Here is a 24116-nt window from a genome sequence, read left to right as displayed (position 1 = left end):
AAACATTTCATATATTTTTTTATTTTCTGACATTTTTTTTATTTTTGATATTATTGATATAGGATTTTTAGAATTGTATATCAATGCATTTTTTTTCATCTAATGCTATTTCGGCTGAAGAACTTTTTTCATCTATTATAGGAAGTGTTTTATAATGCCAAGCTGCCATTAATTGAGTATAAAAAGAGTCTTTTGTATTATGTATTATAATAGCATTTGAATTTGAGATAATCTCTGCTATGTATGCATTATTATCTTCATCTATAAAATCAACATACTGTTCTATAGATAATTTATTTATATTTTCTTTTAATTCCTTATCATATCCTATTATTTTTAATCTATATATATTTTCAGTTTCTTTTAAATACTGGGCATATGCAGCAGTACATTTAAATATGGTATCTTCCTTATCATAAAATATTACTATTGATTTATCTTTTTCTTTACTCTTATTTATAAAAATATACGGAGAGAAATAAGGCTGTATTACTTCTATATTTTTTATATCCTTATGCAAATATAACAATCTTTCTTTTATTTTGCTGCTTCCGCATATAATTATATCCATGTTTAAAGTATGCTCATAATCCAATTTTATAAGTCTTTTTTCTGTTAATTTAGTTTTATTATCTTTTTTTTCCTGAAAATATAAATGATTTTGAAAATTAAGTGCATACCATACTATAACAGGCATTTTATTTAATCTTTTTTTTATAAATATGTTTTTTGTCATAGACGCGATGATATTCATAGGGAAGTCCATTGCTATAATGGCGTCGGCATTTTCTGATATATTTGCTATATCTTTGGCAGATTTGGTAAATAATAATGAAGATAAATGTTTTCTTGCTATATAGGCTGGAAAGTTTTTTGAGAATGATTTTGAAAATACAGTTATTCTTATTCCTGATTTATAAAAATGTTCTATCATATTTAGCATAAACTGATTTGTTTTATCTTTTATATTTCCAGCATTCGATATCAATATAACTATCTCTTTCATTTTTACCTGCTTACTTAATTAAAATATTACAAGTTCTATTCCGATACTAAAAATAGTAAATAAGGACTTGTTATGAAATTAAAAAATATACTGCTTATAATTTTTACATTATATATTTCGGCATATTCCAGAGATATTTTACAATATCATTTTGTTATGGAAGACAGAAATATAAATATTACTTTAGATGATATAAAAGCACCAACTAATAATATAACCGTTAGTAATGATAATATTATTAATAAAGAATTAGAAACAGCTGAAAAATTAGCTATGGAAGGTAAATTTTTTGAAGCTATTGAACTTTGTAATAATTTAGAAGCTAATTATACAAATTATTATAAGCTCTATTATATAAGAGGATTATCATATTTCAGACGTTCAGATTTACGCTATGCTGCTTTGGATTTTACCAAACTTTTATCTTTATATATAAATACAAACGATACTGATAAAGTTTATGGTTTGGCAGGTAATTTTTTTGAGACTATAAATGAATATGAAGAGACTGTAATAACTTATCTCACAGCATATAAAGTTACAAATAATCCTTATTGGCTTTTTTTAGCTGGTAATTGTGCCTTAAAAAATGGTGATATAAAAAGTGCCAATTCATATTTTCAAAGCTCTCTTAAAGATAGTCAGTCTTACGGAAATGAGGGGCTTGGAGATATAAATTTATTAAATAATAGATATGATGATGCTGTTAATAATTATAAAAATGCTAAATATTTAAATAATGAGGATAAAATTAGAATACAGAGTAAAATATCAAATGCCGTAGTAAAAAAAGAGCTTTATTTATGGGATAAAGATATTCAGGCTAAAAATTATACTAACGCTCTTTCGATATTAAATAATATGTCTTCATATTCTCTAAATTATCCTGAAATAACTGTGGCTTTGGGTAAAACATATTTTGAAATGCAGGATTATCAGAGAGCAAAATCTATACTGTCAAAGTTAATATCTTCAGAAAAAGATTTTGATGAGGCTTATGCCATTTTGGCTCAAATATATTTATATGAAAATAATGAAACAGAAGCTATAAGAATATTAGAAAATGGACTTGAATATTGTTATAATAAGCCAAGACTTTATGAAACATTTGCCTCTATGCTTTATGATATAGGATATACTTACTATCCTGATAATATCATATCTCAAATAATTAATTTTTATAACATATCTGATGAAAATAAAATTGAATATAGTAAAAGTTTAATAAGGAAGAAAAGATATACTGAGGCAAAAAATCTATTATATGAAACTACATCTTACAAAAATATTTCTGATGAACTGCTAAAGAATATAGATTATAATATGATACTTGATAAGGCGGAGCAATTAAAACAGAAAAATTATTATGTAGATATGATGCAGTTGTTGTCTATGTACAGATTTTACGGCACTGAAGAACAGATTAGAATAGGTTATATTGCTGATGCTTATTATAAACTTGGTTCTATAGATAAAGCTATAGATATATTAAAAGAGGGTTTTAATGCTAATATAATCAGTGTAAATAATGTATTATTATTAAGGAAATTATTAGAGATAAGAGTTTCAAATAATGATACATCTCTTTATCAAAAAGAAAGGGATATTATAGATATAAAGGCAACAGAGTATTGGGAAGAGGAATTAAAATTAAATTTAAATTTGGTTACTGATAGAATATATGAGTTTATAAGGTTCAATCAATTTGATGAAGCTTTGGCATATATATCTGACTTAAGAAATAAAAATTATGATGTTGCCTATATTAAAAAGATAGAATCTATTACTTACGGACTTTATGCTGCTTATCTCTATGAAAATAAACAGTATGAAAATGCTTCCAAAACTGCAGCTTTGGCTATTAGAAGAAATAGAAGTAATTATGATGCTTTGGCTGTAAAAAATGAAATTGATATCAATTCATATTTAAGTTCTATAGGTTCTTATGATAATATAAATGCTTATGTTTCTTTGTCTTCTACTATGAATGAAATTTTAAGAATTTCTCCTGCATATATAGAAAATAGAATAAGACTTGCAGAAAGCTATATAAGAGAATATAACATAGAAGGATTTAATATAATAAATAAAATGACAGAATATATTAATGTATATGGAGGAAAAGATTTACTGCTTGGAAGAGAATATAATAAGGCTTATTTATATTCTTATTCTATGAAATGCTATGATAGGGCTTTAAAATATTTAGATGTAAACCCAATTTATATAGCTGAAACTGCTGTTCATTTAGATAATTACACATCTGAATCTATTGAAGAACTGCTCAATAAAAATATTAATACTAAAGACGGACTTTATGCTTCTTCAAAACTTTATACTGATATTGGCGATTATAGTAATGCTATGAAGTCTATTAATAATGCTATATATTTAGATAATGGTAATATTAATTATCTTTATCAAAAGGCTTATATTAATGAATTTATAGGAAATACTAAAGAGGCATTAACTAATTATCAGAATATAGTTAAGATAAATAAAAATTATGCCGCTGCAAATTATAGAGCTGCTTTGGTATATTTGGATAATTTTAAAGATGATATTAATGCTGAGAACTATGCTTTAAACTATTTGGCATTACTTCCAGATGATTATAGCGGATATGAACTTCTTGGAAAGATTTATAAGGCAAGAGCTGAAAAATATATAGATAAAAATACAAATACTCTTCTCAAAGAGGCTTTGAATAATTATGAAACTGCATTAAGTAAGGCTGTATGGGGAAAAGATGCTGATGCTAGAAAAAACATACTTAAAGAAATTTATTATATACAGAAAAGACTTCTTGAATAGTGTTTATATATAGCAAACAATTATAATTTATCAAAAAATGAATTTTTATATATATTTGTATGTGCTAAATATATTTTATACTATGTCTGCTTTACTCTGTGAAAGAACTGTATTTTAATATTTTAAATATATATTTTATACAACTTATATAATGTTTTATTAATATAATAAATAATTAAATTATATAATTTTGTATAAAATTTTTCTTTCAAATACTTTTAAAACAAGTCTATTATAAAAATAATTTTACTGTATAAAATCATAAGATAATATTAGGTATAATATGTAAAATTACCATAAAAATGAAACTTCTATACTTTTGCTGATAAATACCGATGATAAAACTGTTAGAATAAGTTATAAAGATAGTTGAATTATGGAAGATATTAAACAGTATTGGAATGAATTTTTAAATATTATTAGCGAAGATGATGAGTTTACAGCTGTAGCTTTGCTTAAAGGTAGTGTATTTGTTGCTGAAGATGATAATAAGGCTTCTATTGTATGCTCAGGAGATTTTGCTGCTACTCATATAAAAAAAGATTTTTTAGGAAGAATAAAAGATTTTTTTAATGATAAATGCTCAGATAATATAGATATAGATGTAAGAGTTGATGCAGATTTTGTTAATGAGCATTTAATGCCTGAAGAAGAGTATCAGGAAAAGCAAGAAACAGTTAATAATAACGTATCAGTATCTAATACTGTAAAAAAAGAAGTTTCTAATAATAAATCAAATTTAAACGACTATTTTAGATTTGATAATTTCATACAAGGCAATAATAATAGATATGTATTTGAAGCTGCTAAGTATGTATCATCTAATCCAGGTAAGGAATACAATCCTTTTTATGTATATGGAAGCGTAGGAATAGGTAAGACTCATTTACTTCAGGCTATAGGAAACAGCTATCTTGAAGCTAATCCTAATGCTAAAGTGCTTTATATAGACGGAAGCGGTTTTAGAGATGAATATGTATCATGTCTTCAGAATAAAAAGCCAGAAGTTTTTAAAAGAAAATATAAATCATTGGATATGCTTTTATTAGATGATTTACAACTTCTTGAAAGTGCTCAGGAAACATCTAAGGAATTATTTGAGATTTTTCAGGCATTGGATAGTGCGGCAAAACAGATGGTATTTGTAAGTGATAAACCTCCAAAAGAACTGAGAAATATTGAATCAAGATTAAAAAACAGATTTGAAAAAAGCCTTATTCTTTCTATAGAGCCTCCTCAGTATGAAACTAGACTTGCTATTATAGAAAGAAAATTATTTGATTTGCATACTTCTATAGATGAAGAAGTAATGAAGTATATGGCAGAAAATATTACTACAGATGTAAGAAAGATAGAAGGTGCTATAAGGGCATATTTATCTGTTAGAGATTTGATGAAGATTACTCCAGATGTAGAGCAATGCGAGAAAATGGGAATATTTAAAGATTATTTCACTAATAAGCCCAAATTAAAAAATGCTACTGTTAAAGAAATTAAAAAAATGGTTGCAGATTATTATGGCATAGAAATGTCTTCTTTCGAGAGTAAAGGCAGAACAAAATTTATATCTAAAGCAAGACATGTTGCTATATATCTATCATGTGAATACTCTAAAAAATCAGTTACAGAGATAGGCTTGGAGTTTAACAGAGATCATGCCTCCATAATACATAGTAGAGATAAAGTAAAAGATGAATTGAGAAGCGGTTCTCATTTATTTTCAGAAATTAATGAAATTATATCCAATATTTCATAATTTTATAGCATATTTTTAGAAAAAAATCGAAAAAATAGATTGACATTTGTCATATATTGTATATAATAAAGGAGTATTGTTAAATTAATACAATTTTTCATAAACCTCCTTATCACCCTGCTGTTTTTTATCAGGGTGATACTTTTTTAACCCTTTTTCTTTTTATATATCTACATATACAATTATATATAAATATTTATACATTCCTTTTTTATAATAGTATTAAAATAATACATTCTTTATCAAAGATGATGTATTAAAACTATACATAGTATTATCAAAATGTATAATATTTTAATATCTAATTTTTTTATATATAATATTTTATTTCTAATAGTATAGCAATTTTATAATGTTATAGTTTATTATATAAAAATATATAATATAATACTACATATTATACATTTATAGCTGCTGTTTTATGTTTATAATAATTTTTTGTCTTTACCAGAATATTATCAAAAATAATTTATATTGGCACGTTTCTTGCATATATATAGACATATACCTGATTAAATACTTCAGGTACTAATAATAAATATCCATTAAAGGAGATTAAATGGAAGAAGAAATAAAAGAAACGAATGAAAGCGGTGATAAAGAGGATATTGGTAAAGAGAATAATGAAGAATTGGAAAGTAATAAAGATAATGAAGAGAATAAAGAAAATAATGATGAAGAACCTGCTAATGATGAGGTTGCAGAATTAAAGAAAAAAGTAGAGGAGCTGCAGCAGGAAGCTTCTGATATGAAAAATAAATATATGTACGCTATGGCAGAAGCAGAGAATATCAGAAAGAGAACAGCTAAAGAAAAAACAGATGCAATAAAAAGAGCAAATAAAGGATTATTATTATCGCTTTTAACTTTCATGGATAATTTTGAAAGAGCTTTAAAAGCTGGCGAAAAAGATGAGAATATACAAGGCACTGAATACTATAAAGGTATAGAGCTAATACATAAACAGTTTATAGACTTTATGCATGACAATGGAGTTTCTGAAATAGAGTCTTTAGGAGAAGAGTTTGACCCTAATGTACATGAAGCATTAACTATGATAGAAGTCCCAGAGCTTGATAAAGAAAAAGTTGTTGAAGTTTATGCTAAAGGATATAAATTGAATGATGAGCTTTTGAGAACAGCTAAGGTAGTAGTAGGAAAACCTCCTGCGGCACCTAAAGAGTAAATAAATTAATTAGGAGATTTTATGGCACATATTCAACTTTTTAGAGCTTATTACGAGCCGAAAGCAGACAAAAAAGAAAGTATACAGCATATAAACAGAGTTCTTCAGGATTTGACTGATGCGATTAACAATCACATCAAAGACAAAGAAGTAATCAATGTAGACCTTACTACTTCACATTTGGGTAATGGTCATACTGAATATGTTGTTAGTGTTCTGACGAAAGACTGACAATAAAATATATAACAAACAATCTTTATACTAATATTAATTTACAATATTAAAAAATATTAATTAAATAATTAAAAGGAGAAATTTATATGAGTAAAATAATTGGAATAGATTTAGGAACAACAAATTCATGTGTATCAGTAATGGAAGGCGGAAAGCCTGTAGTAATAACAAACAGCGAAGGAAACAGAACAACACCTTCTATAGTAGCATTCACAAATAAAGGGGAAGTATTAGTAGGTCAGCCTGCTAAAAACCAAATGGTAACTAACCCAGAAAACACAATATTTTCTATTAAACGTTTTATGGGAAACACTTATGCTGAAGTAACAGAAGAACGTTCAAGAATGCCTTATACAGTTATAGAAGACGGCGGAAAAGTAAAAATTAAAACTTTAGAAGGAAATTTCACTCCTCAAGAGATAAGTGCTAGAATACTTCAAAAAATGAAACAAACAGCAGAAGAGTATTTGGGCGAAACAGTAACTGATGCTATTATTACAGTACCTGCATACTTTAATGACAGTCAAAGACAGTCTACTAAAGATGCTGGACGTATTGCTGGACTTAATGTATTAAGAATAATAAATGAACCTACAGCAGCAGCATTAGCTTATGGTATGGAGAAAAAGAAAGATGAAAAAATCGCAGTTTATGACTTGGGCGGTGGTACTTTCGATATATCTATACTTGAATTGGCTGATGGAGTATTTGAAGTAAAAAGTACAAACGGTGATACTCACTTGGGCGGTGATGACTTTGACCAAGCTATAATTAATTGGCTTATAGATGAGTTCAAAAAAGATACAGGCGTTGATTTGAATAATGATAAAATGGCTTTACAAAGATTGAAAGAAGCAGGCGAGAAAGCTAAAAAAGAACTTTCAAGCTCATTACAAACAGATATTAACTTGCCTTATCTTACAGCAGATGCATCAGGTCCTAAACACTTGAATGTATCTTTAACAAGAGCTAAATTTGAAGATTTAATCAGAGATTTGGTAGAAAAAACACGCATCCCATGTGAAAAAGCATTGAAAGATGCAGGACTTTCTATAGGTGATATAGATGAGGTAATACTTGTAGGAGGTTCTACAAGAATACCTATGGTTCAGGAAACAGTTAAAAACATATTTAATAAAGAACCAAACAAAAGCGTAAACCCAGATGAAGCAGTAGCAATGGGAGCAGCTGTACAAGGCGGTATTATTAAAGGTGATGTTAAAGATGTACTTCTTCTTGACGTTACTCCGCTTTCACTTGGTATTGAAACAGAAGGTTCAGTAATGACTGTTTTAATCAACAGAAACACTACTATACCTACAAACAAAAAACAAGTATTCTCTACAGCAGCAGACAATCAGTCATCTGTAACTATCAGAGTATTACAAGGTGAAAGAAAAATGGCTAATGACAACAGAGAACTTGGAAGATTTGACTTGGTAGGCATACCTCCAGCACCAAGAGGAGTTCCTCAAATAGAAGTATCATTTGATATAGACGCAAACGGTATAGTACATGTTACAGCTAAAGATTTGGGTACTGGTAAAGAACAAAAAATAAGAATAGAATCTTCAAGCGGATTAAGCGAAGATGAAATAAACAGAATGGTTCAGGATGCTGAAAAACATGCTGAAGAAGATAAAAAGAAAAAAGAAGAAGTAGAAGCTAAAAACAATGCTGACCATATGATTTATCAGACAGAAAAATTATTAAAAGAAAACGGCGATAAATTACCTGCTTCTGACAAATCAGAAATTGAGTCAAAAATGAATGCTTTGAAATCAGCAGTAGAATCTAATAATACAGATAATATTAAAAGAGCTACAGACGATTTACAAGCAGCATGGAACAAAGCTTCAGAGGCACTTTATAAACAAGCAGGTGCACAGCAAGGTCAGGCAGATGCAGGACAACAGGCTCAACAGCAAAATAACAGCCAAGATTCAGGCAGAAAAGATGACGGCGTAGTTGATGCTGATTATGAGATAGTTGATGATAATAAATAATAAAATAAATTATTATAAATATCAATAAATCATGGAGGGTAGTTTAATGCAAGAACAATTTGATGTTAATGTATATAAGGAATTAAACATTATTGAAAATGAATCTCATTATACTTGGATTATTAATTCAACAGGTAGTGATACATTTCGTACAAGGTTTAGCCCAGATTTGGAACAATATTTAGCTAGTAGAGGTTTTACTAAAATATTCTCTGGAAGTCCTATGTATGCAACTAATATTGGATATGAAGAGTATGAAATAAAAGAGATTTGTATATTCATAATGGATATGAGAAAAAAATATGGTCAAAATATAGAACAAATACAAGCTTCTTATATGCCTGGATCGTATTTGAAGAATTTAAGATATGATTTTGATAAAAAGTAAAAGTTGAATATATAAAGTCTAATGGGCGATTGGAAGTTGATTTTTTGAAAGTGTTGATTTTCAATCGCCTATATTTTTATATGTATTTGCAGTAGTCATATAAATACATATAAAAATATATGATTGCGGTATTTAAAACTATGGAATTATTAGAAGCAGTTAAAAATAATGATTTTGAAATAGTAAAGTCTTTGATATCATCGGGATATGACATCAATACAGAAGATGATTATTATAAAACGCCTTTAATGTATGCTTCTGAAAATGGTTACTTGGATATAGTAAAATATTTAATTGATAATGGAGCGGATATTAATATAAAAGATTATTATTACAAGACAGCTTTAACTTATGCTTCAAAAAATGGTCATTTTGATATAGTTAAATTCCTCATATATAGAGGAATAGAATTTAAATATGACAGATATGCTTTGATGTATGCCTTAGAAAAAGGATATGAAAAAATAGCAAAGTATTTATTGGAAAAAGGATACGAAGCATCAAATGACCGACATGCATTAAGTTCTGCTGCCAAAAATGGTAATTTAGAATTGGTAAAGCTGCTTATAGATAAAGGGGCTGAGTTTAAAAATGACAGACATGCTTTAATGTATGCTTCTGAAAATGGTTATTTAGATATAGTTAAGTATTTAATAGAATTAGGAACTGATGTTAATATGAGAGATTATTCCTATAGGACTGCTTTATTATATGCTTCTGAAAATGGTTACTTGAATATAGTAAAATATTTAATTGATAATGGAGCGGATATTAATATAATAGGTGATAAATACGCAGCTACAAGTTTAAGTAATGCCTCAAAAAATGGACATTTAGAAATAGTAAAATATTTAATTGATAATGGGGCAGATGTAAAAAATGACAGACATGCTTTTAAATATGCTTTAAAAAATGGACATTTAGATGTAGCAGAATTATTAAAAACCAATAATTAAATATGTTCCTAAAAATATTTTTTTATGTTATAATATTTGTCAATAAAATTGAGGCGGTAAAGTGAAAAATAGTTTTATAGCTTTTATCAAAAGAAAAAATGAATCAATACACACAACAGAAACTATATATATAGCTTCTATACTTACTTTGGTAGGCGGATTTGTAGATGCTTATACTTATATCACTAGAGACGGAGTATTTGCTTATGCTCAGACTGGTAATATGATATTTTTTGCTATGCATTTGGCTAAAAAAGAGTTTGCTCTTACTATGCATTATTTGATACCTATTTGCGTTTTTATTATTGGAATTTGGACTGCTTTATATATAAAAAAAGTTTTGAATAAGAAAAAGTTAATGGAATTGGAATATGTTATTATATTAATGGCAGCTATTATACTTTTTATAGTTGGTTTTATGCATAAAGGTATTTCAAACATTATAGTTGTAAGTGTTATATCATTTATGTCAGCAGCTTTAATGATAACTTTTAATAAGGTTGAAGGGCTTACTTATGTTACTAATATGTGTACTGGTAATTTAAAGTCAGCTTCAGATAATTTATTTAGATTTTTATTTAATAGAGATAAAGTAGGGTTAAAGAACGGACTTATATATTTAACTATTCTTTTTTCATTTACTTTAGGAGCTTTTTTGGGTAGTTTTTTTACTAGGATATTTGGTATTAAATCTATATGGATTGCTTCAGGGTTATTATTTATTGTTGAGAGTTTAATGTTTTTTGATAATTAGAAAATAATATAAGGATATATTTATTATGGATAAAGATTATTATGCAATACTTAATGTTAATATATTTTCCAGTAATGAAAAAATAAAGAAATCTTACAGAGAATTAGCTATGAAATATCACCCAGACAGAAATGCTGGAGATGAAAAAGCTAATCGTATGTTTATAGATATAACAGAGGCCTATGAGGTTTTATCAGACAAAGAAAAGCGTATGCAGTATAATATTTTATATATAGCCTCCAATAAATATGTTGTTGGAACTTTAGCTGCTGCAGGACTTGGATTAGGTTTAATATTAAGCAGAAGAAAAAAATGATTTTTTTATATTAATGATAAATTTAAATGATAATTTTAATAGAGGATATAATAAATGGCAGAAAAAAGAGATTATTATGAAGTATTAGGAGTGGCAAAGACTGCTACTAATGATGAAATAAAAAAAGCATATAGAAAATTAGCTATGCAGTATCACCCAGACAGAAACCCAGGAAATAAAGAGGCTGAAGAAAAGTTTAAAGAAGCTACTGAAGCCTATGAGATATTATCTGATGAGAAAAAGCGTGCTCAATATGATCAGTTTGGTTTTCAAGGTGTTCATAGTGATTTTGCTGATGCTTATGGCAGAGGTGGGTTTGATTTCTCTCAGATGTTCGGAGGCTCTGGCGGATTCGGAGATTTAGATGATATATTCAGTTCATTTTTTGGAGGAGGATTTTCTGGAAGATCTTCAAGGTCTCAGAGAAGGGGAAATGATTTAAGACATGATATTACTCTTTCTTTGGAAGATGCAGTATTCGGTAAGAAGATGGAAATCAAACTTGACAAAAATGATATATGTGATGTTTGTCATGGTACAGGAGCAGAACCAGGAACTAAAACCCAGACTTGTCCTACCTGCGGAGGAAGCGGAGAAGTAAGAATGGCTCAGGGATTTTTTAGTGTAAGAAGAACTTGCAGTAAATGTAATGGAAGCGGTTCTATAGTAACTACTCCTTGTAAAAAATGTCATGGAACTGGAACTATTAAAAAAAATAAAACTATATCTGTTAATATACCTAAGGGTATTGAGGATAATACTCAACTTAGAGTAAGCGGAGAGGGTGAAGCAATAGGCGGAGGTGTGGCAGGAGATTTGTACTTATATATACATGTATCTCCTCATCAATATTTTGTTAGAGACGGTATAGATTTAATCACTGAAGTAGGAATTAATATAGTACAGGCTGCATTAGGAGCTGACATTTATATACAGACTTTGGATAAAAAGAAAGTTAAAATAAAAATACCTGCAGGTACTAATAGCGGTCAGGTATTTAAATTAAAAGGAAGCGGTGCTACTCATATAAATAGATCTGGAAGAGGCGATTTATTTGTAATAGTAAATATAGATGTTTCTTCAAAATTATCTGCAGAAGAAAAAAGATTATTTAATGAGCTTAAAAAAGTTATACCGAATAATGATGAACCTACTTTAAGAAAACCTAGCAGAAATAATTGGTAAAATTTATAATAATTAAAAATATTAGGGGCTTAAAAAGTCCCTTTTTTATTTGCATATTTTTAATGAATTAAATATTTTTAATATATTGATTTTAATGTTATAATTAATAAAAATAAGGAAGTAATTATTATGAATGGATTGGTTTATTTAGGCAATAGAAAAATAGATTTAAAGAAAATAGAAAATCCTAAAATTTTGTATTCAAAAGATGCAGTAGTAAAAGTAACATTATCAAGCATATGCACAAGCGATTTGCATATAATTAACGGTGCTGTTCCTAGAGCAAGAGAAAATATTGTTCTTGGACATGAATTTGTAGGTGAAGTTATAGAAGCAGGTAAAGATGTAAAAAAAATAAAAATAGGCGATAGAGTGTCATGCAACTGCATTACTTTCTGCGGAGAATGCTATTATTGTAAAAATGGTTTTATAAATAATTGTGAAATAGGCGGCTGGGAAATAGGCTGCCGTATTAATGGCTGTCAGGCCCAATATGTTAGAGTACCTTTTGCTGATACTGCATTAAATATACTTCCAGAAAATGTAACATATGATAGGGCTTTGTTTGTAGGGGATATTTTAGCAAGTGGATATTTTGGTGCAGAGCTTTCAGAAGTAAAAAATAATGATACTGCTGCGGTAATAGGAGCTGGACCTGTAGGACTTTGCTCTATGATATGTGCTAGGATATTTGGAGCAAAAAATATAATAGCTATAGATATAGATGAAAATAGATTAAATATAGCAAAAGAAAAAGGATTAGCAGACTTTTTTGTAAATCCAAAAAAAACAGAAAATATTGAAGAGTTTATAAAGGATATAAATAATGGAAGACTTGCTGATAATGTTATAGAGGCTGCAGGAGGCGATAATACATTTGAATTAGCTTGGAAAATAGCACGCCCTAATTCAGCAGTTGCTTTAGTTGCTATGTATGAAAAGCCTCAGATACTTCCTCTTAATATAATGTACGGAAAAAACCTAATATTTAAAACTGGTGGAGTTGATGCTGTTCATAGTGATGAAATATTAAAACTTATATCTGAAGATAAAATAAATACCGATTTTCTTATAACTCATAGAATAAAATTAAATAATATTCTAAAAGGATATGATATATTTGAAAGCAAAAAAGATAACTGTATAAAAATAGCTGTAGAATATGATTAATTTATACATAAACAACTATAATTTTTTAAAGTTAAAATATTGCATGGCTTTGTACGTAACACCTTAACTTCTTTTGCGACCAAAGGAAGTACCGTTGGTATGGTGTCGGCAGCGAAGTGCTATATTTCAGTCTAAATTTAATAATTTATTATATATGTAAAATATAATTAGTGCTGTTTAGTATTATTTTTATACTTGCAGTTTTTGCAATTTTTTACGGCGGGAAAAACTTGAATAAATTTGCAAATTTATTCAAGTTTTAGTATATACAATTATCTTTTAGTTTTTCCATTAGGTTTTTTTGAAGTTACATTTTTATGTACTGTTTTTTTAGCTGGCTTTAATTGTTTAAGCTGATTAATTTTCTCTCTTATCTCAATAGCTTTTTCAAATTCTAAACTGTCTGAAGCTCTTTTCATTTCTTTTTCAAGTTCTTTTATATAGTCATCGCTTTGCTGTTTAGGATCGATTTTTACTCTTTCATTAAAGCGTCTGAAATCGAAATGAAGCTCATAAGAAGTTTCGACTTTTTCTTCTCTTTCTATTATATCCTGTATTTTCTTAATAATAGTTTTCGGAGTAATATTATGCTCTTTATTATACTCCATTTGTATTTTTCTTCTTCTTTCTGTTTCCTCAATTGCTACTTTCATAGCATCGCTTATACTGTCTGCAAACATTATAACTCTGCCGTTAGCATTTCTGGCAGCACGTCCTATAGTTTGTATTAGGGTGGTGGTATTTCTTAAAAAGCCTGTTTTGTCGGCATCAAGTATTAATATTAAAGACACTTCTGGTACATCAAGTCCCTCTCTTAAAAGATTTATCCCTACAAGTACATCAAAAGCTCCGAGTCTTAAATCTCTTATTATCTCTACGCGTTCAACCGTTTGAATATCTGAATGTAAATAGCGTGTTCTAACTCCGTTTTCATTTAGATATTTTGTGAGGTCTTCAGCCATTTTTTTTGTAAGAGTTGTTATAAATATTCTTTCATTGTTTGATATGGTTTTCTTTATTTCTTCAAGTATTCTGTCAATTTGTCCATCAATAGGATATACCTCTATAATAGGGTCAAGCAGTCCAGTAGGTCTGATTATCTGCTCTACAACCTGACTGCTTTTTTTTAGTTCATATTCTGCAGGTGTGGCACTTATGTATATTGTGTCATTAGTAAGTTTTTCAAACTCTTCAAAAAATAAAGGTCTGTTATCAAGTGCTGAAGGAAGTCTGAAACCGTACTTTACTAGGGTCTCTTTTCTGCTTCTGTCTCCAAAAAACATACCTCTAATCTGAGGCACACTTACATGCGACTCATCTATAATAGTCAAAAAATCTTTTGGGAAATAATCTATTAAACAAGCAGGTCTGTCTCCTTCTTTACGTCCAGATAATGGGCGTGAATAATTTTCTATTCCAGCACAGTATCCAACCTCTCTAAGCATTTCTAGATCATATTTAGTCCTTCCGTATATACGTTCTGCTTCTACTAATTTTCCTTCAGATTTGAACTTATTATACTGCTCTTCAAGTTCCTCTTCTATTAATTTGATACCAGCAGCTAGTTTATCACTTCCAGTAACAAAGTGCTTGGCAGGGTATATTACAACTCTGTCTTGTTCTGCTATTTTTTGTCTTGTTACAGGATTAATTTTTACTATTTTTTCAACAGTGTCTCCGAAAAACTCTATTCTTATAACCTCATCAGAATAAGCACTCATTATTTCTAGTGTATCGCCTATAACCTTAAATCTGGCACGCTCAAGTACATCTTTAACACGTTCATACTGAATAGAAACTAATTTTTCAATAATTTCATCTCTGTCATATTCACCGTCTTTTTCTATTGAAATGTAGAGTTTTCTGTAATCCTCAGGAGAACCCAAACCATATATACATGAAACAGAAGCCACTATTATAACATCTCGTCTTTCAAGAAGTGAAGTTGTTGCTTTAAGCCTTAATCTGTCAATTTCATCATTAACCGAAGCGTCTTTATCTATATACAAATCTTTAGCTGGAACATATGCTTCAGGCTGATAGTAGTCATAATATGAAACAAAGTATTCTACGGCATTATTAGGAAAGAAATCCTTAAGCTCTCTGTATAGTTGAGCCGCCAAAGTTTTATTATGAGACATTACAAGAGTAGGTCTGTTGGCTTTTTCTATAACATTGGCTATAGTAAAAGTTTTTCCGCTTGCTGTAACTCCCAAAAGAGTTTGATATTTATTTTTATTTTCAAGCCCTTTTACCAGAGATTCTATCGCTGTTACTTGATCTCCAGAGGGTTTGAAGTTGGATTCTAATTTAAAATTCATGCATACTATTATACTATATTTTTAATAATTAGTAAATTAGCTGCATATTTTTATTTTTATGCAGTATATACTTGAACAATTTTATTTTGTCAATTGATATACATTATACATAATTATCAACTTTTTTACCACACAAAAAAGTTTTAAAAAAATGCAATTGATAGAACTTTATATTTTAAATATATGTATTAAATGTATAGTAATACCTGAAATTTAGGCTAAAAATGCAGTCTTTTTGGTTCTTTGTGCCAACAAAAGAACTGGGATGCTGCGTAGTGCAATATTTTAAATTAAAAAAAATTATTTTTTGACAAAATGTAATAGTTTAGGTATATACTTAAAATCTATATTTGCTAAAATTTTAATAAAAATTAACAGTCCTAGTTAGTACCACTGTTTTATTATCAAAATCAGTAACTTCTGCTTTAAAAGTATATTTTCCTCTTTTAGGGGTAAATACTCCTCCTCTATAAAAATGAGAGTCCACTCCGTATACTTCTTCAAATCTATAATTCGGAGCTATATAATATACATTATCCCTTTTTATAAAATATGTAAAGTCATAATCTCTTACAAGTTCATCATTCATATATATTTTTACTCTTTTAAGCCCCATAGGAATGCTTCCAAGTAAGTCATAAGCCTTTACAAATAGTTTGATTTCTCCGTTATAGCTCATAGGCATTTTATCTTTTATTTGTATAAGTCTGTTTTCAGTTCTTAAATAAATACCATGAATTAAAGGAGGCTGAGAAGAACCTTTATCTATATTAAGATATTCTAAAGGGTCTACAACTAAACCTTCTTTCATATTTTCTATGGTAAGATGCAGATGTGCCCCTCCAGACCTTCCGCTGTTTCCAGTAAGAGCTATAACATCTTTTTCTGTTACTTTAGCATAAGATTTTTCTATAGTACCAGGTTCTATATGGTAATAATAACTTCTTAAATTATCAGGGTGTTCTATCATAACTACATTTCCAACTCCGTAAAGCGGTCTTGTAGGGTCTTCATCTTCATCAAGATAATAAACTATCTCTCCATCTTTAACAGGATATATTTCCATTCTATTTCCGCCGAAATCTACTCCGTTATGGAAATGGTCTGTTCTAAACTCTCCAAATGTGCTTGTTATTCTTATTCGGTTATCATCAATAGGTACTCTTGCAAATAGCAAAGATGATATTATAAATAATATTAATATATATTTTTTCATAGTTTAACTCTCTTATATGTATAAATCATTTTATCGCTTACTATCATATATTCATTTTCTAAACTAGATATATCAAGATTATATACCCAGCCGTCTAAATATTTTTCAAAGACTATTTCTTTGGCATTATTATCATATATTAAAACTACACTTTTAGCATCTTTTGACACGCTCATAATTGTAGAATTAGTTTCGCTATTAAGTTTCATATTAACAGCATTCATCATATTATACTTTTCTAAATTAATTCTGTCAATTTCTTTTCCTTTGTTCAAAGTGTATAGTATAATGTCTCTGTCAGCTAGCATAAAAGCAGTCATTGATTTTTCGCTTACATAACTTGATACATGGCGTCTTCTGTTTAAACCTGTTTCTAAATACCACATAGTTCTTCCGTTTGCATCATAAAGCGTCATATATTCTGGTCTTATTCCGCTTACTGACATAGCAAAACTTCCGTACTCACTTATAGCAACTGATTTAACTATATTTATCTCACTTAATATTGTAGATATAGCAAATGATAGATTTCCGTTTCTGTTAATATATGCTATATCTCCGCTTGAAAAACCTGCTATATAATCTCCAGTATTGAGAGCAAAGGCTCCGTCAGTAATAATTTCTCCGTATTGTATATGTCTGCTTAATGGGTTATTATTAAAATCAAACATCTGTATTTTTGAATTATCGCTTGAATGATATATTATTCTTTCAGCATAAGGAGCTATTTCTGGATAGATAGATGTATTTGTACGCCATATAATAATTCCCATGTTATTATATGCATCTATGTAATTACCGTATCTTTTATATATTATAAAGTTTTGATTATTGGCTGTTGCTAATTCCCCTCTTGCTAAGTTTGTAGAGTATGTTGTATCTCCGTTAAAATCAAAATAGTGCACTATACCTTCTGGTTTTGTGAAAAAATTTTGTTTGAATATGCCGTCTATATTAAAATTATCATCATGTGAAGGAGGTTCTATAGACTGCGTTTCTTTATTCCAAACATTTACTGTATTATATTCTTCATTAAGTCTGTTAGTACCAAAGAAAAATATAAATGAAATAATTAAAATAACAGAACTTATTATGGTTAAATATCTAATAAAGAAAGGCTCTATTTTGTGTATATTTTCTAATTCTATTATTGATTTTTCTTTTAATTGCATATTTATATTTTATCTCTTAATATAATAATTTTTATTATTTTATTTGTGTTAGCATTTTTGTATTAAAAGAGACAGGCTTTTCTAGTATGCTTAAAGGATCAAAAGTCATATTTCCAGCTCTCATTTCCCAATGGCAGTGCGGACCAGTTGACATTCCAGTAGAACCTATAAGACCTATAACTTCTCCTTTTTTTACATACTGTCCTTCTTTTGCTATTAATTTAGACATGTGAAAGTATGAGCTATATACTCCTTCTCCATGATCTATAACAACGCAGTTTCCTCTTACAAATAACTCTCTTGATACTCTTACAACTCCGTTATTGGCTGCTATTATAGGAGTACCATTTGTATTTGCTATATCAAACCCTTGATGATATCTTGCATAGTCTTTTGTGTATCCTCTGAAAGCTCCAAAACCTGAAGAGTATCTTCCCTGAGATGGCATTATATATACTTTGTCGGCATAATTAGTAGGGGTGTAGCTTATATAAACATTACCATTTAAAAGTTCTTTTTCTTCTCTTGATTTTTGAGGATTACTTATAATATTTTTCATAGTAGAAGTAACACCCGGTATTTGTTTTGGTTTTGGTGGGGGAGGAGTGAAATCAAGTTTTATATCTATAGCTACATTAAGAGTAGTTTTATCTTTTAATTCTATATTTGATACAAACTGATATTTTTCATCTTGAGCACCAACATATATTCCGAATATGCTTTTATATACTTTTAAATTTCTGTCAGCATCTTTAACTTCAAAAAATTTAACTATAGGTCTTGCACTTCCAAGAAGTTTTGAGTTTCCTATTTTTATATCATCTTTAGAGGTTATAAATATAGTTGATACTTTTCCTGCATAAAAAGGGAATGGGTCTGCATATATTTTTATGTCTTTATCATAATCTTTAAAATCATCTAAAGAATCAAAGTTTTTATCTCTAATATATAAAGCACCATTAATAAGGTTGGCATTAGAAGAAGTTATTTTTATTTTACTGTTTGGAGCTATATAATAATATTTATCATTTATATTTATTTGAGCAAAAGAGTCTTTTTTAGTTTCTAATATATCATTATTTTTAAGTTCGGGCATTTTATTTATAGTTTGCCCGTCTCTTACTATTGATATATTATTTCCCAAATATTCTGCCTTGTACTGAGAATATAAGCTAAAAGAAAAAATATAAAATGATAATATAATTGTTATTATATACTTCATAACTCCTCCTAATAATATTTTTTATATTTTATAATATATTTATTTTGATTATTATTTTTTATATGATAATTGATCTAGTTTTAATAAATGTTCTTTTATATCTCTGTTTGTAGGAGCCAGTTCAAATGCCTTTGTCAAATATTCTTTTGCATTAGGCAAATCATTTTTTTTGAGGAAAGCCCAACCCAAAGAATCTAAATAAGCAGGATTACTAGGGTCTATTGATACGGCTTTTTTTATTTCTTCTATTCCTTCATCAATGTTAGTTTCAGTATCCGCTAATATAAACCCCAAAGAGTTTCTTGCATTTGCACTTTTAGGGTCAAGATTTACTGCCTTTTTTAAATGTTCTATAGCCTTTCTAATATTTCCCTTTTTGTAGTATACATATCCTAAAGCAGCATGTATTTGAGTATTTTCTACTCCAGAAGATAAAGCGTCCATAAGTTCAAATTCAGCTAGGTCATACATTTCTTTTACAGCGTATATATATCCTACAATAATATGTGCCTGCATAAGTCTTAGTGGATTGTCCAGACGTCTCATTATTTTATCAAATACCTGAAGAGTATTATCATAATCCTGAATTTGTGCATAGGCTAATGCTAAATGATATCCAGACTCTACATCATTTTTTTCTGAAAATATTTTTTCTAATGAGTCAATAGCTTCTTTATAGTTTTCATTTCTAAAGAATTTTATACCGTCTTCTAATTTGCTTCTGCTAGAGCCTATACTCATATATACTCCTAATATATATTTGATTTTAGCTATATTGTATATTTATAATTTAAAAATCTCAATATATTTTATATAAAACTTTAATAAAAAAATTATGTAAAGTTTTTATAAAAAATTACATTCATTTTACTTAGATTTTTATTTTTTGTTTAATATAAAAATATGATTTTGTGAAGTTTATAGTAATTTTATATATAAAATAAAAAACTATATTTTTTTTATAACATATTGACTTTTTATTTGTTTTGATATATTATTAATAAATCTAAAATACGGCGGCGTCGCCAAGTGGTAAGGCAGGAGTCTGCAAAACTCTTATCATCGGTTCAAATCCGTTCGCCGCCTCATTTTTCTAATTATGAATGAAGCTCGTATAAAAAAACTATATTTATTTCTTGTATGTTTTTTCATAGTAACTATTGCTATATTTTTTAGGTTATTTAACCTTACAGTAAAAAACAGAAAATCTATAACTTCTTTAGACGGACTTGATAAGCCAAGAGGAACTATATACGACTCAAAAATGCGTCCTCTTACAATTAATATCCCAGCTTATACAATATACCTTGATACAGAATCAGTTTCATTAGATGGAAATGAAAATACTGATATTAATGAAGCATACAGTCAAATTTTTAGTATTATTGGTATTACAAAAGAAAAATTTGCAGATTTAATATCCTCAAAAAGAAGAACTATAAGATTAGCTCAAAATATTAATTTGGATTCTTATAAAAAGATAAAAGAAATAAAAGATAAATATACAGTAAAAAGTATTTATGGTATAGAAAGCTACAAGAGATTTTATCCATATGAAGATGTTTTTGCACATGTGATAGGATATATGAACAGAACTGAAACGGAAGGATATGCAGGACTTGAAGCTACTTATGAATCAATTTTATCATCAGAAAATGACAATCCCAAAGATATAGTATTAACATTAGATAGAGATGTTCAAACTATAGTACGAAACGAAGTATTAAAAACTGTTGCAGAAAGATCTCCTCAGTCGGCTACAGTCATAGTATCAGATGTTAATACTGGTGCTGTTATAGCAAATTATTCTTATCCTTCTTTTGATCCTAATAATCCATTTATTTATGTTAATAATGAAAGAATGGACAGAAGTATAATGAGTACAATATATCCAGGAAGTACAATGAAAATATTTGCAGAACTTGCTGCTATAGAACAGGGTGTTGTAAATAGTGATGAAGTTTTTCATTGTAAAGGATATTATGATTACAGCAGACAAACACGCATACATTGCGATTATCCGCATGGCGATGTAGCTTTTAATGATATATTAAAATACAGCTGCAACTTTGCAATAGTTACTATAGCTGAGAGAATAGACAAGCAGTTTTTTTATGATTATTTAAAAAGATTCGGTTTCGGAGAGCCTACAGGTGTCGGACCCTATAAAAATGAATGGAGCGGTATATATCACAATTTAAATAAATGGCATAGATTTTCAAGAGGATATTTGGCTATAGGATATGATTTGAGTGTTACTCCTATGCAGATAGCAGCCTCTTATCTCCCCCTTTTAAATGGCGGTTGGAAAGTACCTATGCATGTTGTTGATTCCATTTATGATGGAATAGAAAAAATAAGTGTTACAAATAGGCTTAAAAAAACTAGAATTATAGATGAACAGTATTCTCAAATAGCTAGGGTTCTTTTAAGAAAAGGTGTTGAATCTGGTTCTACAGGATACAGAGCTAATTTGCTTAATATTGATGTTGTAGGTAAAACTGGTACTGCTATAACTGAAGTTTACAGAGATAATGAATCAGAAAAACCAGAAAAATATTATCAGTCCATATTTATCGGAGGTTTTCCTCTTGAAGATCCAAAAATATCAATACTCGTTCTTCTTGATGACCCTCAGGGAAAAGGTACGCAGTCAGCTGGAAGGGTAGCTGCACCTCTATTTGCTAAAATTGCAAATCAGATAATACCTTATTTAGGGCTTGTTGACGGCGATATATATACAATAAACACGAATGAATTTTTATCATTAGTTCCTCCTTCTAATAGCTATTACAGTGCTACTAATAATATTATGCCTAATATAATGGGACTTTCTTTAAGAGATGCTTTGAATAATATATCATATATAGTATCAAATAATAATGCCAAAATAGCTATACAAGGTGAGGGTTATGTTTATGATTATTCGCCTCAGGCAGGTACTGAAATAACAAATAATTCTATAGTAAGATTATTATTAAAAGCACCTATTGATAATAAAGAGTAAATATTATTTGGAGAGTTTATATATGAATAATATACTTAGTTTCGGAGAGCTCTTATATGATGTATATGATAATGTTTCTGTAATCGGAGGTGCTCCATTTAATTATTCTCTTCAGCTTTCTAGGCTTATTGGGCATGATGACAGACTTAGATTTATAACTGCATTGGGTAATGATGATTATTCCAAAGATGCTTTATCGTTTATCAATAATGAAAATATAGACAAGTCATTAATACAGATATTAGATAATTATGAAACAGGTAAAGCTACAGTATTTCTTAATGAAAAAAAAGTTCCAGACTATATTATACATGAGAATGCAGCTTGGGATAATATAGAATATAATAAAGATATAGAAAATGCTTTAAATGAAAATTATGATTTATTTTATTTTAATATACTCTCTCAAAGAAATGAAAAATCATACACTACATTAAAAAAAATATTTAAAAATATTAAATCTAAATACAAAGTATGCGATGTTACTTTTAGAAAAAATTATTATACAAAAGAAAAATAAAAGAATCTTTAGAGTTTGTAAATATATTAAAAATTAATGATGATGAGCTTGCTGTAATAAAAGAACTTTTTTATCCTTCATTAGAAAATGATAATGAAACTTTACTCAAAGCCATTAATAAAGATTTTAATATTGATTATATATTTCTTACACTTGGATCTAAAGGTGCTAGTGTATTTTATAATAATGAGTATATTTTCAAGCCTTCAAATAAGGTTAATGTTATTGATACAGTAGGAGCAGGGGATAGTTTTTGTGCTGCTTTAAGTTATGCTATATTAATAAATTTGGATATAAAAAATGTATTGGAGTTTGCTTCTGATGTTTCGGAGGAGATGATTCAGGTAAAAGGCGGCACAGCGAGGTATGATATTAAAAAAGTAAAATCTAAATTTAATTTATAATAATTTTATGTTCTTCCAGTATAATATTTAAATTTTTCTTTGGTGATAAATAGAAGTGAAGTAAAGCATCCAGTGTACTTTTCATTTAATATAATATTATTTCTTATGTCATCATAAAACTGCTGCAAATTATTCTGCATCATATTATCTATATAGCTTGACGGATATTTAGAAATGTAGTCATATATTTGTCTATTTATTAATAGAGTTATAAATTTTTTTGGAGGTGTATTATAAGCTAAAAGCCCTTTATATATTCTGATATTCTGATTTAACTGCATTTTTTCTTCCTGAGAGGAAGCTTTATTAAGTTTTTCTTCTAAATCATTTAATGTTGTTTGAATATTATATATATTATTACTGTATATAGCTTTGCCTTCTTCAGTAAAAATATAATTAGCGTCTATATAAAAACATATTCTTTATTGTCAGAGGATAGTAATTTATCAAATTTTTCTATTACCCTGAATTTTACATTCAAAT

Annotated in this window: 19 protein-coding genes, 1 tRNA gene and 1 pseudogene; 14 read left to right on the top strand and 7 right to left on the bottom strand. The window is 28.3% G+C overall.

The window, feature by feature from the left end:
• Positions 1-67: 67 nt before the first annotated feature.
• The gene (locus KQ44_RS04235; RefSeq protein WP_240516474.1) at positions 68-1006 is read right to left on the bottom strand and encodes a glycosyltransferase family 1 protein; all 939 of its coding nucleotides are present in this window, start codon (positions 1004-1006) and stop codon (positions 68-70) included.
• Positions 1007-1078: 72 nt separating this feature from the next.
• Here KQ44_RS04235 and KQ44_RS04230 point away from each other — a divergent pair, with 72 nt between their 5' ends.
• The 11 genes from KQ44_RS04230 to KQ44_RS04180 all read left to right on the top strand — a co-directional run bounded on the left by KQ44_RS04230 (position 1079) and on the right by KQ44_RS04180 (position 13771).
• Complete coding sequence (locus KQ44_RS04230) at positions 1079-3820, top strand: tetratricopeptide repeat protein (RefSeq protein ID WP_096736366.1); 2742 nt, start codon at positions 1079-1081, stop codon at positions 3818-3820.
• A gap of 376 nt (positions 3821-4196) precedes the next feature.
• Entirely contained in the window at positions 4197-5576 is a 1380-nt protein-coding gene (gene dnaA, locus KQ44_RS04225; protein WP_096736365.1) for a chromosomal replication initiator protein DnaA, read from the top strand.
• 559 nt (positions 5577-6135) lie between these two features.
• Positions 6136-6762 carry a nucleotide exchange factor GrpE gene (locus KQ44_RS04220; RefSeq protein ID WP_096736364.1) on the top strand — a complete coding sequence of 209 codons (627 nt, stop codon included), beginning with the start codon at positions 6136-6138 and terminating at the stop codon, positions 6760-6762.
• Positions 6763-6783: 21 nt separating this feature from the next.
• A complete protein-coding gene (locus KQ44_RS04215) occupies positions 6784-6993 on the top strand; it encodes a hypothetical protein (protein WP_013112545.1) in 210 nt (69 codons plus the stop codon).
• A gap of 89 nt (positions 6994-7082) precedes the next feature.
• Positions 7083-9002 carry a molecular chaperone DnaK gene (gene dnaK, locus KQ44_RS04210; protein ID WP_096736363.1) on the top strand — a complete coding sequence of 640 codons (1920 nt, stop codon included), beginning with the start codon at positions 7083-7085 and terminating at the stop codon, positions 9000-9002.
• A 46-nt stretch (positions 9003-9048) separates the two neighbouring features.
• Positions 9049-9390 carry a hypothetical protein gene (locus tag KQ44_RS04205; RefSeq protein ID WP_020004809.1) on the top strand — a complete coding sequence of 114 codons (342 nt, stop codon included), beginning with the start codon at positions 9049-9051 and terminating at the stop codon, positions 9388-9390.
• 140 nt (positions 9391-9530) lie between these two features.
• Positions 9531-10346, top strand: coding sequence for an ankyrin repeat domain-containing protein (locus tag KQ44_RS04200; protein ID WP_168171255.1), 816 nt, complete (start codon positions 9531-9533; stop codon positions 10344-10346).
• A 61-nt stretch (positions 10347-10407) separates the two neighbouring features.
• Positions 10408-11100 carry a YoaK family protein gene (locus KQ44_RS04195; protein ID WP_096736361.1) on the top strand — a complete coding sequence of 231 codons (693 nt, stop codon included), beginning with the start codon at positions 10408-10410 and terminating at the stop codon, positions 11098-11100.
• Positions 11101-11125: 25 nt separating this feature from the next.
• Complete coding sequence (locus tag KQ44_RS04190) at positions 11126-11416, top strand: DnaJ domain-containing protein (RefSeq protein WP_096736360.1); 291 nt, start codon at positions 11126-11128, stop codon at positions 11414-11416.
• A 54-nt stretch (positions 11417-11470) separates the two neighbouring features.
• Positions 11471-12601: a molecular chaperone DnaJ gene (dnaJ, locus tag KQ44_RS04185; RefSeq protein WP_096736359.1), complete on the top strand. Its 1131-nt coding sequence runs from the start codon at positions 11471-11473 to the stop codon at positions 12599-12601.
• 129 nt (positions 12602-12730) lie between these two features.
• Positions 12731-13771 carry an alcohol dehydrogenase gene (locus KQ44_RS04180; RefSeq protein ID WP_096736358.1) on the top strand — a complete coding sequence of 347 codons (1041 nt, stop codon included), beginning with the start codon at positions 12731-12733 and terminating at the stop codon, positions 13769-13771.
• Positions 13772-14043: 272 nt separating this feature from the next.
• Here KQ44_RS04180 and uvrB read toward each other — a convergent pair whose 3' ends face one another.
• The 5 genes from uvrB to KQ44_RS04155 form a co-directional block, all read right to left on the bottom strand.
• A complete protein-coding gene (uvrB, locus tag KQ44_RS04175) occupies positions 14044-16092 on the bottom strand; it encodes an excinuclease ABC subunit UvrB (RefSeq protein WP_096736357.1) in 2049 nt (682 codons plus the stop codon).
• Positions 16093-16453: 361 nt separating this feature from the next.
• Entirely contained in the window at positions 16454-17308 is an 855-nt protein-coding gene (locus KQ44_RS04170; RefSeq protein WP_096736356.1) for a M23 family metallopeptidase, read from the bottom strand.
• Positions 17305-18480, bottom strand: a complete 1176-nt coding sequence (locus KQ44_RS04165) for a hypothetical protein (protein ID WP_096736355.1) — start codon at positions 18478-18480, stop codon at positions 17305-17307. Before KQ44_RS04165 ends, KQ44_RS04170 begins: the two co-directional genes overlap by 4 nt.
• A gap of 34 nt (positions 18481-18514) precedes the next feature.
• A complete protein-coding gene (locus KQ44_RS04160; protein WP_096736354.1) occupies positions 18515-19702 on the bottom strand; it encodes a M23 family metallopeptidase in 1188 nt (395 codons plus the stop codon).
• Positions 19703-19753: 51 nt separating this feature from the next.
• Positions 19754-20443, bottom strand: coding sequence for a tetratricopeptide repeat protein (locus KQ44_RS04155; protein ID WP_096736353.1), 690 nt, complete (start codon positions 20441-20443; stop codon positions 19754-19756).
• Between the two features lie 274 nt (positions 20444-20717).
• Here KQ44_RS04155 and KQ44_RS04150 point away from each other — a divergent pair.
• The 3 genes and pseudogenes from KQ44_RS04150 to KQ44_RS15555 all read left to right on the top strand — a co-directional run bounded on the left by KQ44_RS04150 (position 20718) and on the right by KQ44_RS15555 (position 23633).
• Positions 20718-20788 (top strand) — tRNA-Cys (locus tag KQ44_RS04150).
• A 13-nt stretch (positions 20789-20801) separates the two neighbouring features.
• Positions 20802-22709, top strand: a complete 1908-nt coding sequence (locus KQ44_RS04145; RefSeq protein WP_096736352.1) for a penicillin-binding protein — start codon at positions 20802-20804, stop codon at positions 22707-22709.
• Positions 22710-22731: 22 nt separating this feature from the next.
• A pseudogene (locus KQ44_RS15555) lies at positions 22732-23633 on the top strand (PfkB family carbohydrate kinase).
• 5 nt (positions 23634-23638) lie between these two features.
• On the opposite strand, the gene KQ44_RS14805 reads toward KQ44_RS15555, so the two are convergent.
• Positions 23639-23914, bottom strand: a complete 276-nt coding sequence (locus KQ44_RS14805; RefSeq protein ID WP_240516473.1) for a hypothetical protein — start codon at positions 23912-23914, stop codon at positions 23639-23641.
• Positions 23915-24116: the final 202 nt, after the last annotated feature.

It is taken from the genome of Brachyspira sp. G79, assembly GCF_002379365.1.
Classification (GTDB): domain Bacteria; phylum Spirochaetota; class Brachyspiria; order Brachyspirales; family Brachyspiraceae; genus Brachyspira.
The sequence above is the reverse complement of the archived record's forward strand: the minus strand, read 5'-3'. Positions and strand labels throughout refer to the sequence as shown.

Bases quoted from the DNA above. Each gene is read 5' to 3' on its own strand.
- KQ44_RS04215 (WP_013112545.1), top strand. From the start codon at position 6,784: ATGGCACATATTCAACTTTTTAGAGCTTATTACGAGCCGAAAGCAGAC.
- dnaA (WP_096736365.1), top strand. From the start codon at position 4,197: ATGGAAGATATTAAACAGTATTGGAATGAATTTTTAAATATTATTAGC.
- KQ44_RS04220 (WP_096736364.1), top strand. From the start codon at position 6,136: ATGGAAGAAGAAATAAAAGAAACGAATGAAAGCGGTGATAAAGAGGAT.
- KQ44_RS04160 (WP_096736354.1), bottom strand. From the start codon at position 19,702: ATGAAGTATATAATAACAATTATATTATCATTTTATATTTTTTCTTTT.
- KQ44_RS14805 (WP_240516473.1), bottom strand. From the start codon at position 23,914: ATGCAGTTAAATCAGAATATCAGAATATATAAAGGGCTTTTAGCTTAT.
- KQ44_RS04155 (WP_096736353.1), bottom strand. From the start codon at position 20,443: ATGAGTATAGGCTCTAGCAGAAGCAAATTAGAAGACGGTATAAAATTC.
- KQ44_RS04235 (WP_240516474.1), bottom strand. From the start codon at position 1,006: ATGAAAGAGATAGTTATATTGATATCGAATGCTGGAAATATAAAAGAT.
- dnaJ (WP_096736359.1), top strand. From the start codon at position 11,471: ATGGCAGAAAAAAGAGATTATTATGAAGTATTAGGAGTGGCAAAGACT.
- KQ44_RS04200 (WP_168171255.1), top strand. From the start codon at position 9,531: ATGGAATTATTAGAAGCAGTTAAAAATAATGATTTTGAAATAGTAAAG.
- KQ44_RS04165 (WP_096736355.1), bottom strand. From the start codon at position 18,480: ATGCAATTAAAAGAAAAATCAATAATAGAATTAGAAAATATACACAAA.
- uvrB (WP_096736357.1), bottom strand. From the start codon at position 16,092: ATGAATTTTAAATTAGAATCCAACTTCAAACCCTCTGGAGATCAAGTA.
- KQ44_RS04205 (WP_020004809.1), top strand. From the start codon at position 9,049: ATGCAAGAACAATTTGATGTTAATGTATATAAGGAATTAAACATTATT.
- KQ44_RS04180 (WP_096736358.1), top strand. From the start codon at position 12,731: ATGAATGGATTGGTTTATTTAGGCAATAGAAAAATAGATTTAAAGAAA.
- dnaK (WP_096736363.1), top strand. From the start codon at position 7,083: ATGAGTAAAATAATTGGAATAGATTTAGGAACAACAAATTCATGTGTA.
- KQ44_RS04190 (WP_096736360.1), top strand. From the start codon at position 11,126: ATGGATAAAGATTATTATGCAATACTTAATGTTAATATATTTTCCAGT.
- KQ44_RS04230 (WP_096736366.1), top strand. From the start codon at position 1,079: ATGAAATTAAAAAATATACTGCTTATAATTTTTACATTATATATTTCG.
- KQ44_RS04170 (WP_096736356.1), bottom strand. From the start codon at position 17,308: ATGAAAAAATATATATTAATATTATTTATAATATCATCTTTGCTATTT.
- KQ44_RS04145 (WP_096736352.1), top strand. From the start codon at position 20,802: ATGAATGAAGCTCGTATAAAAAAACTATATTTATTTCTTGTATGTTTT.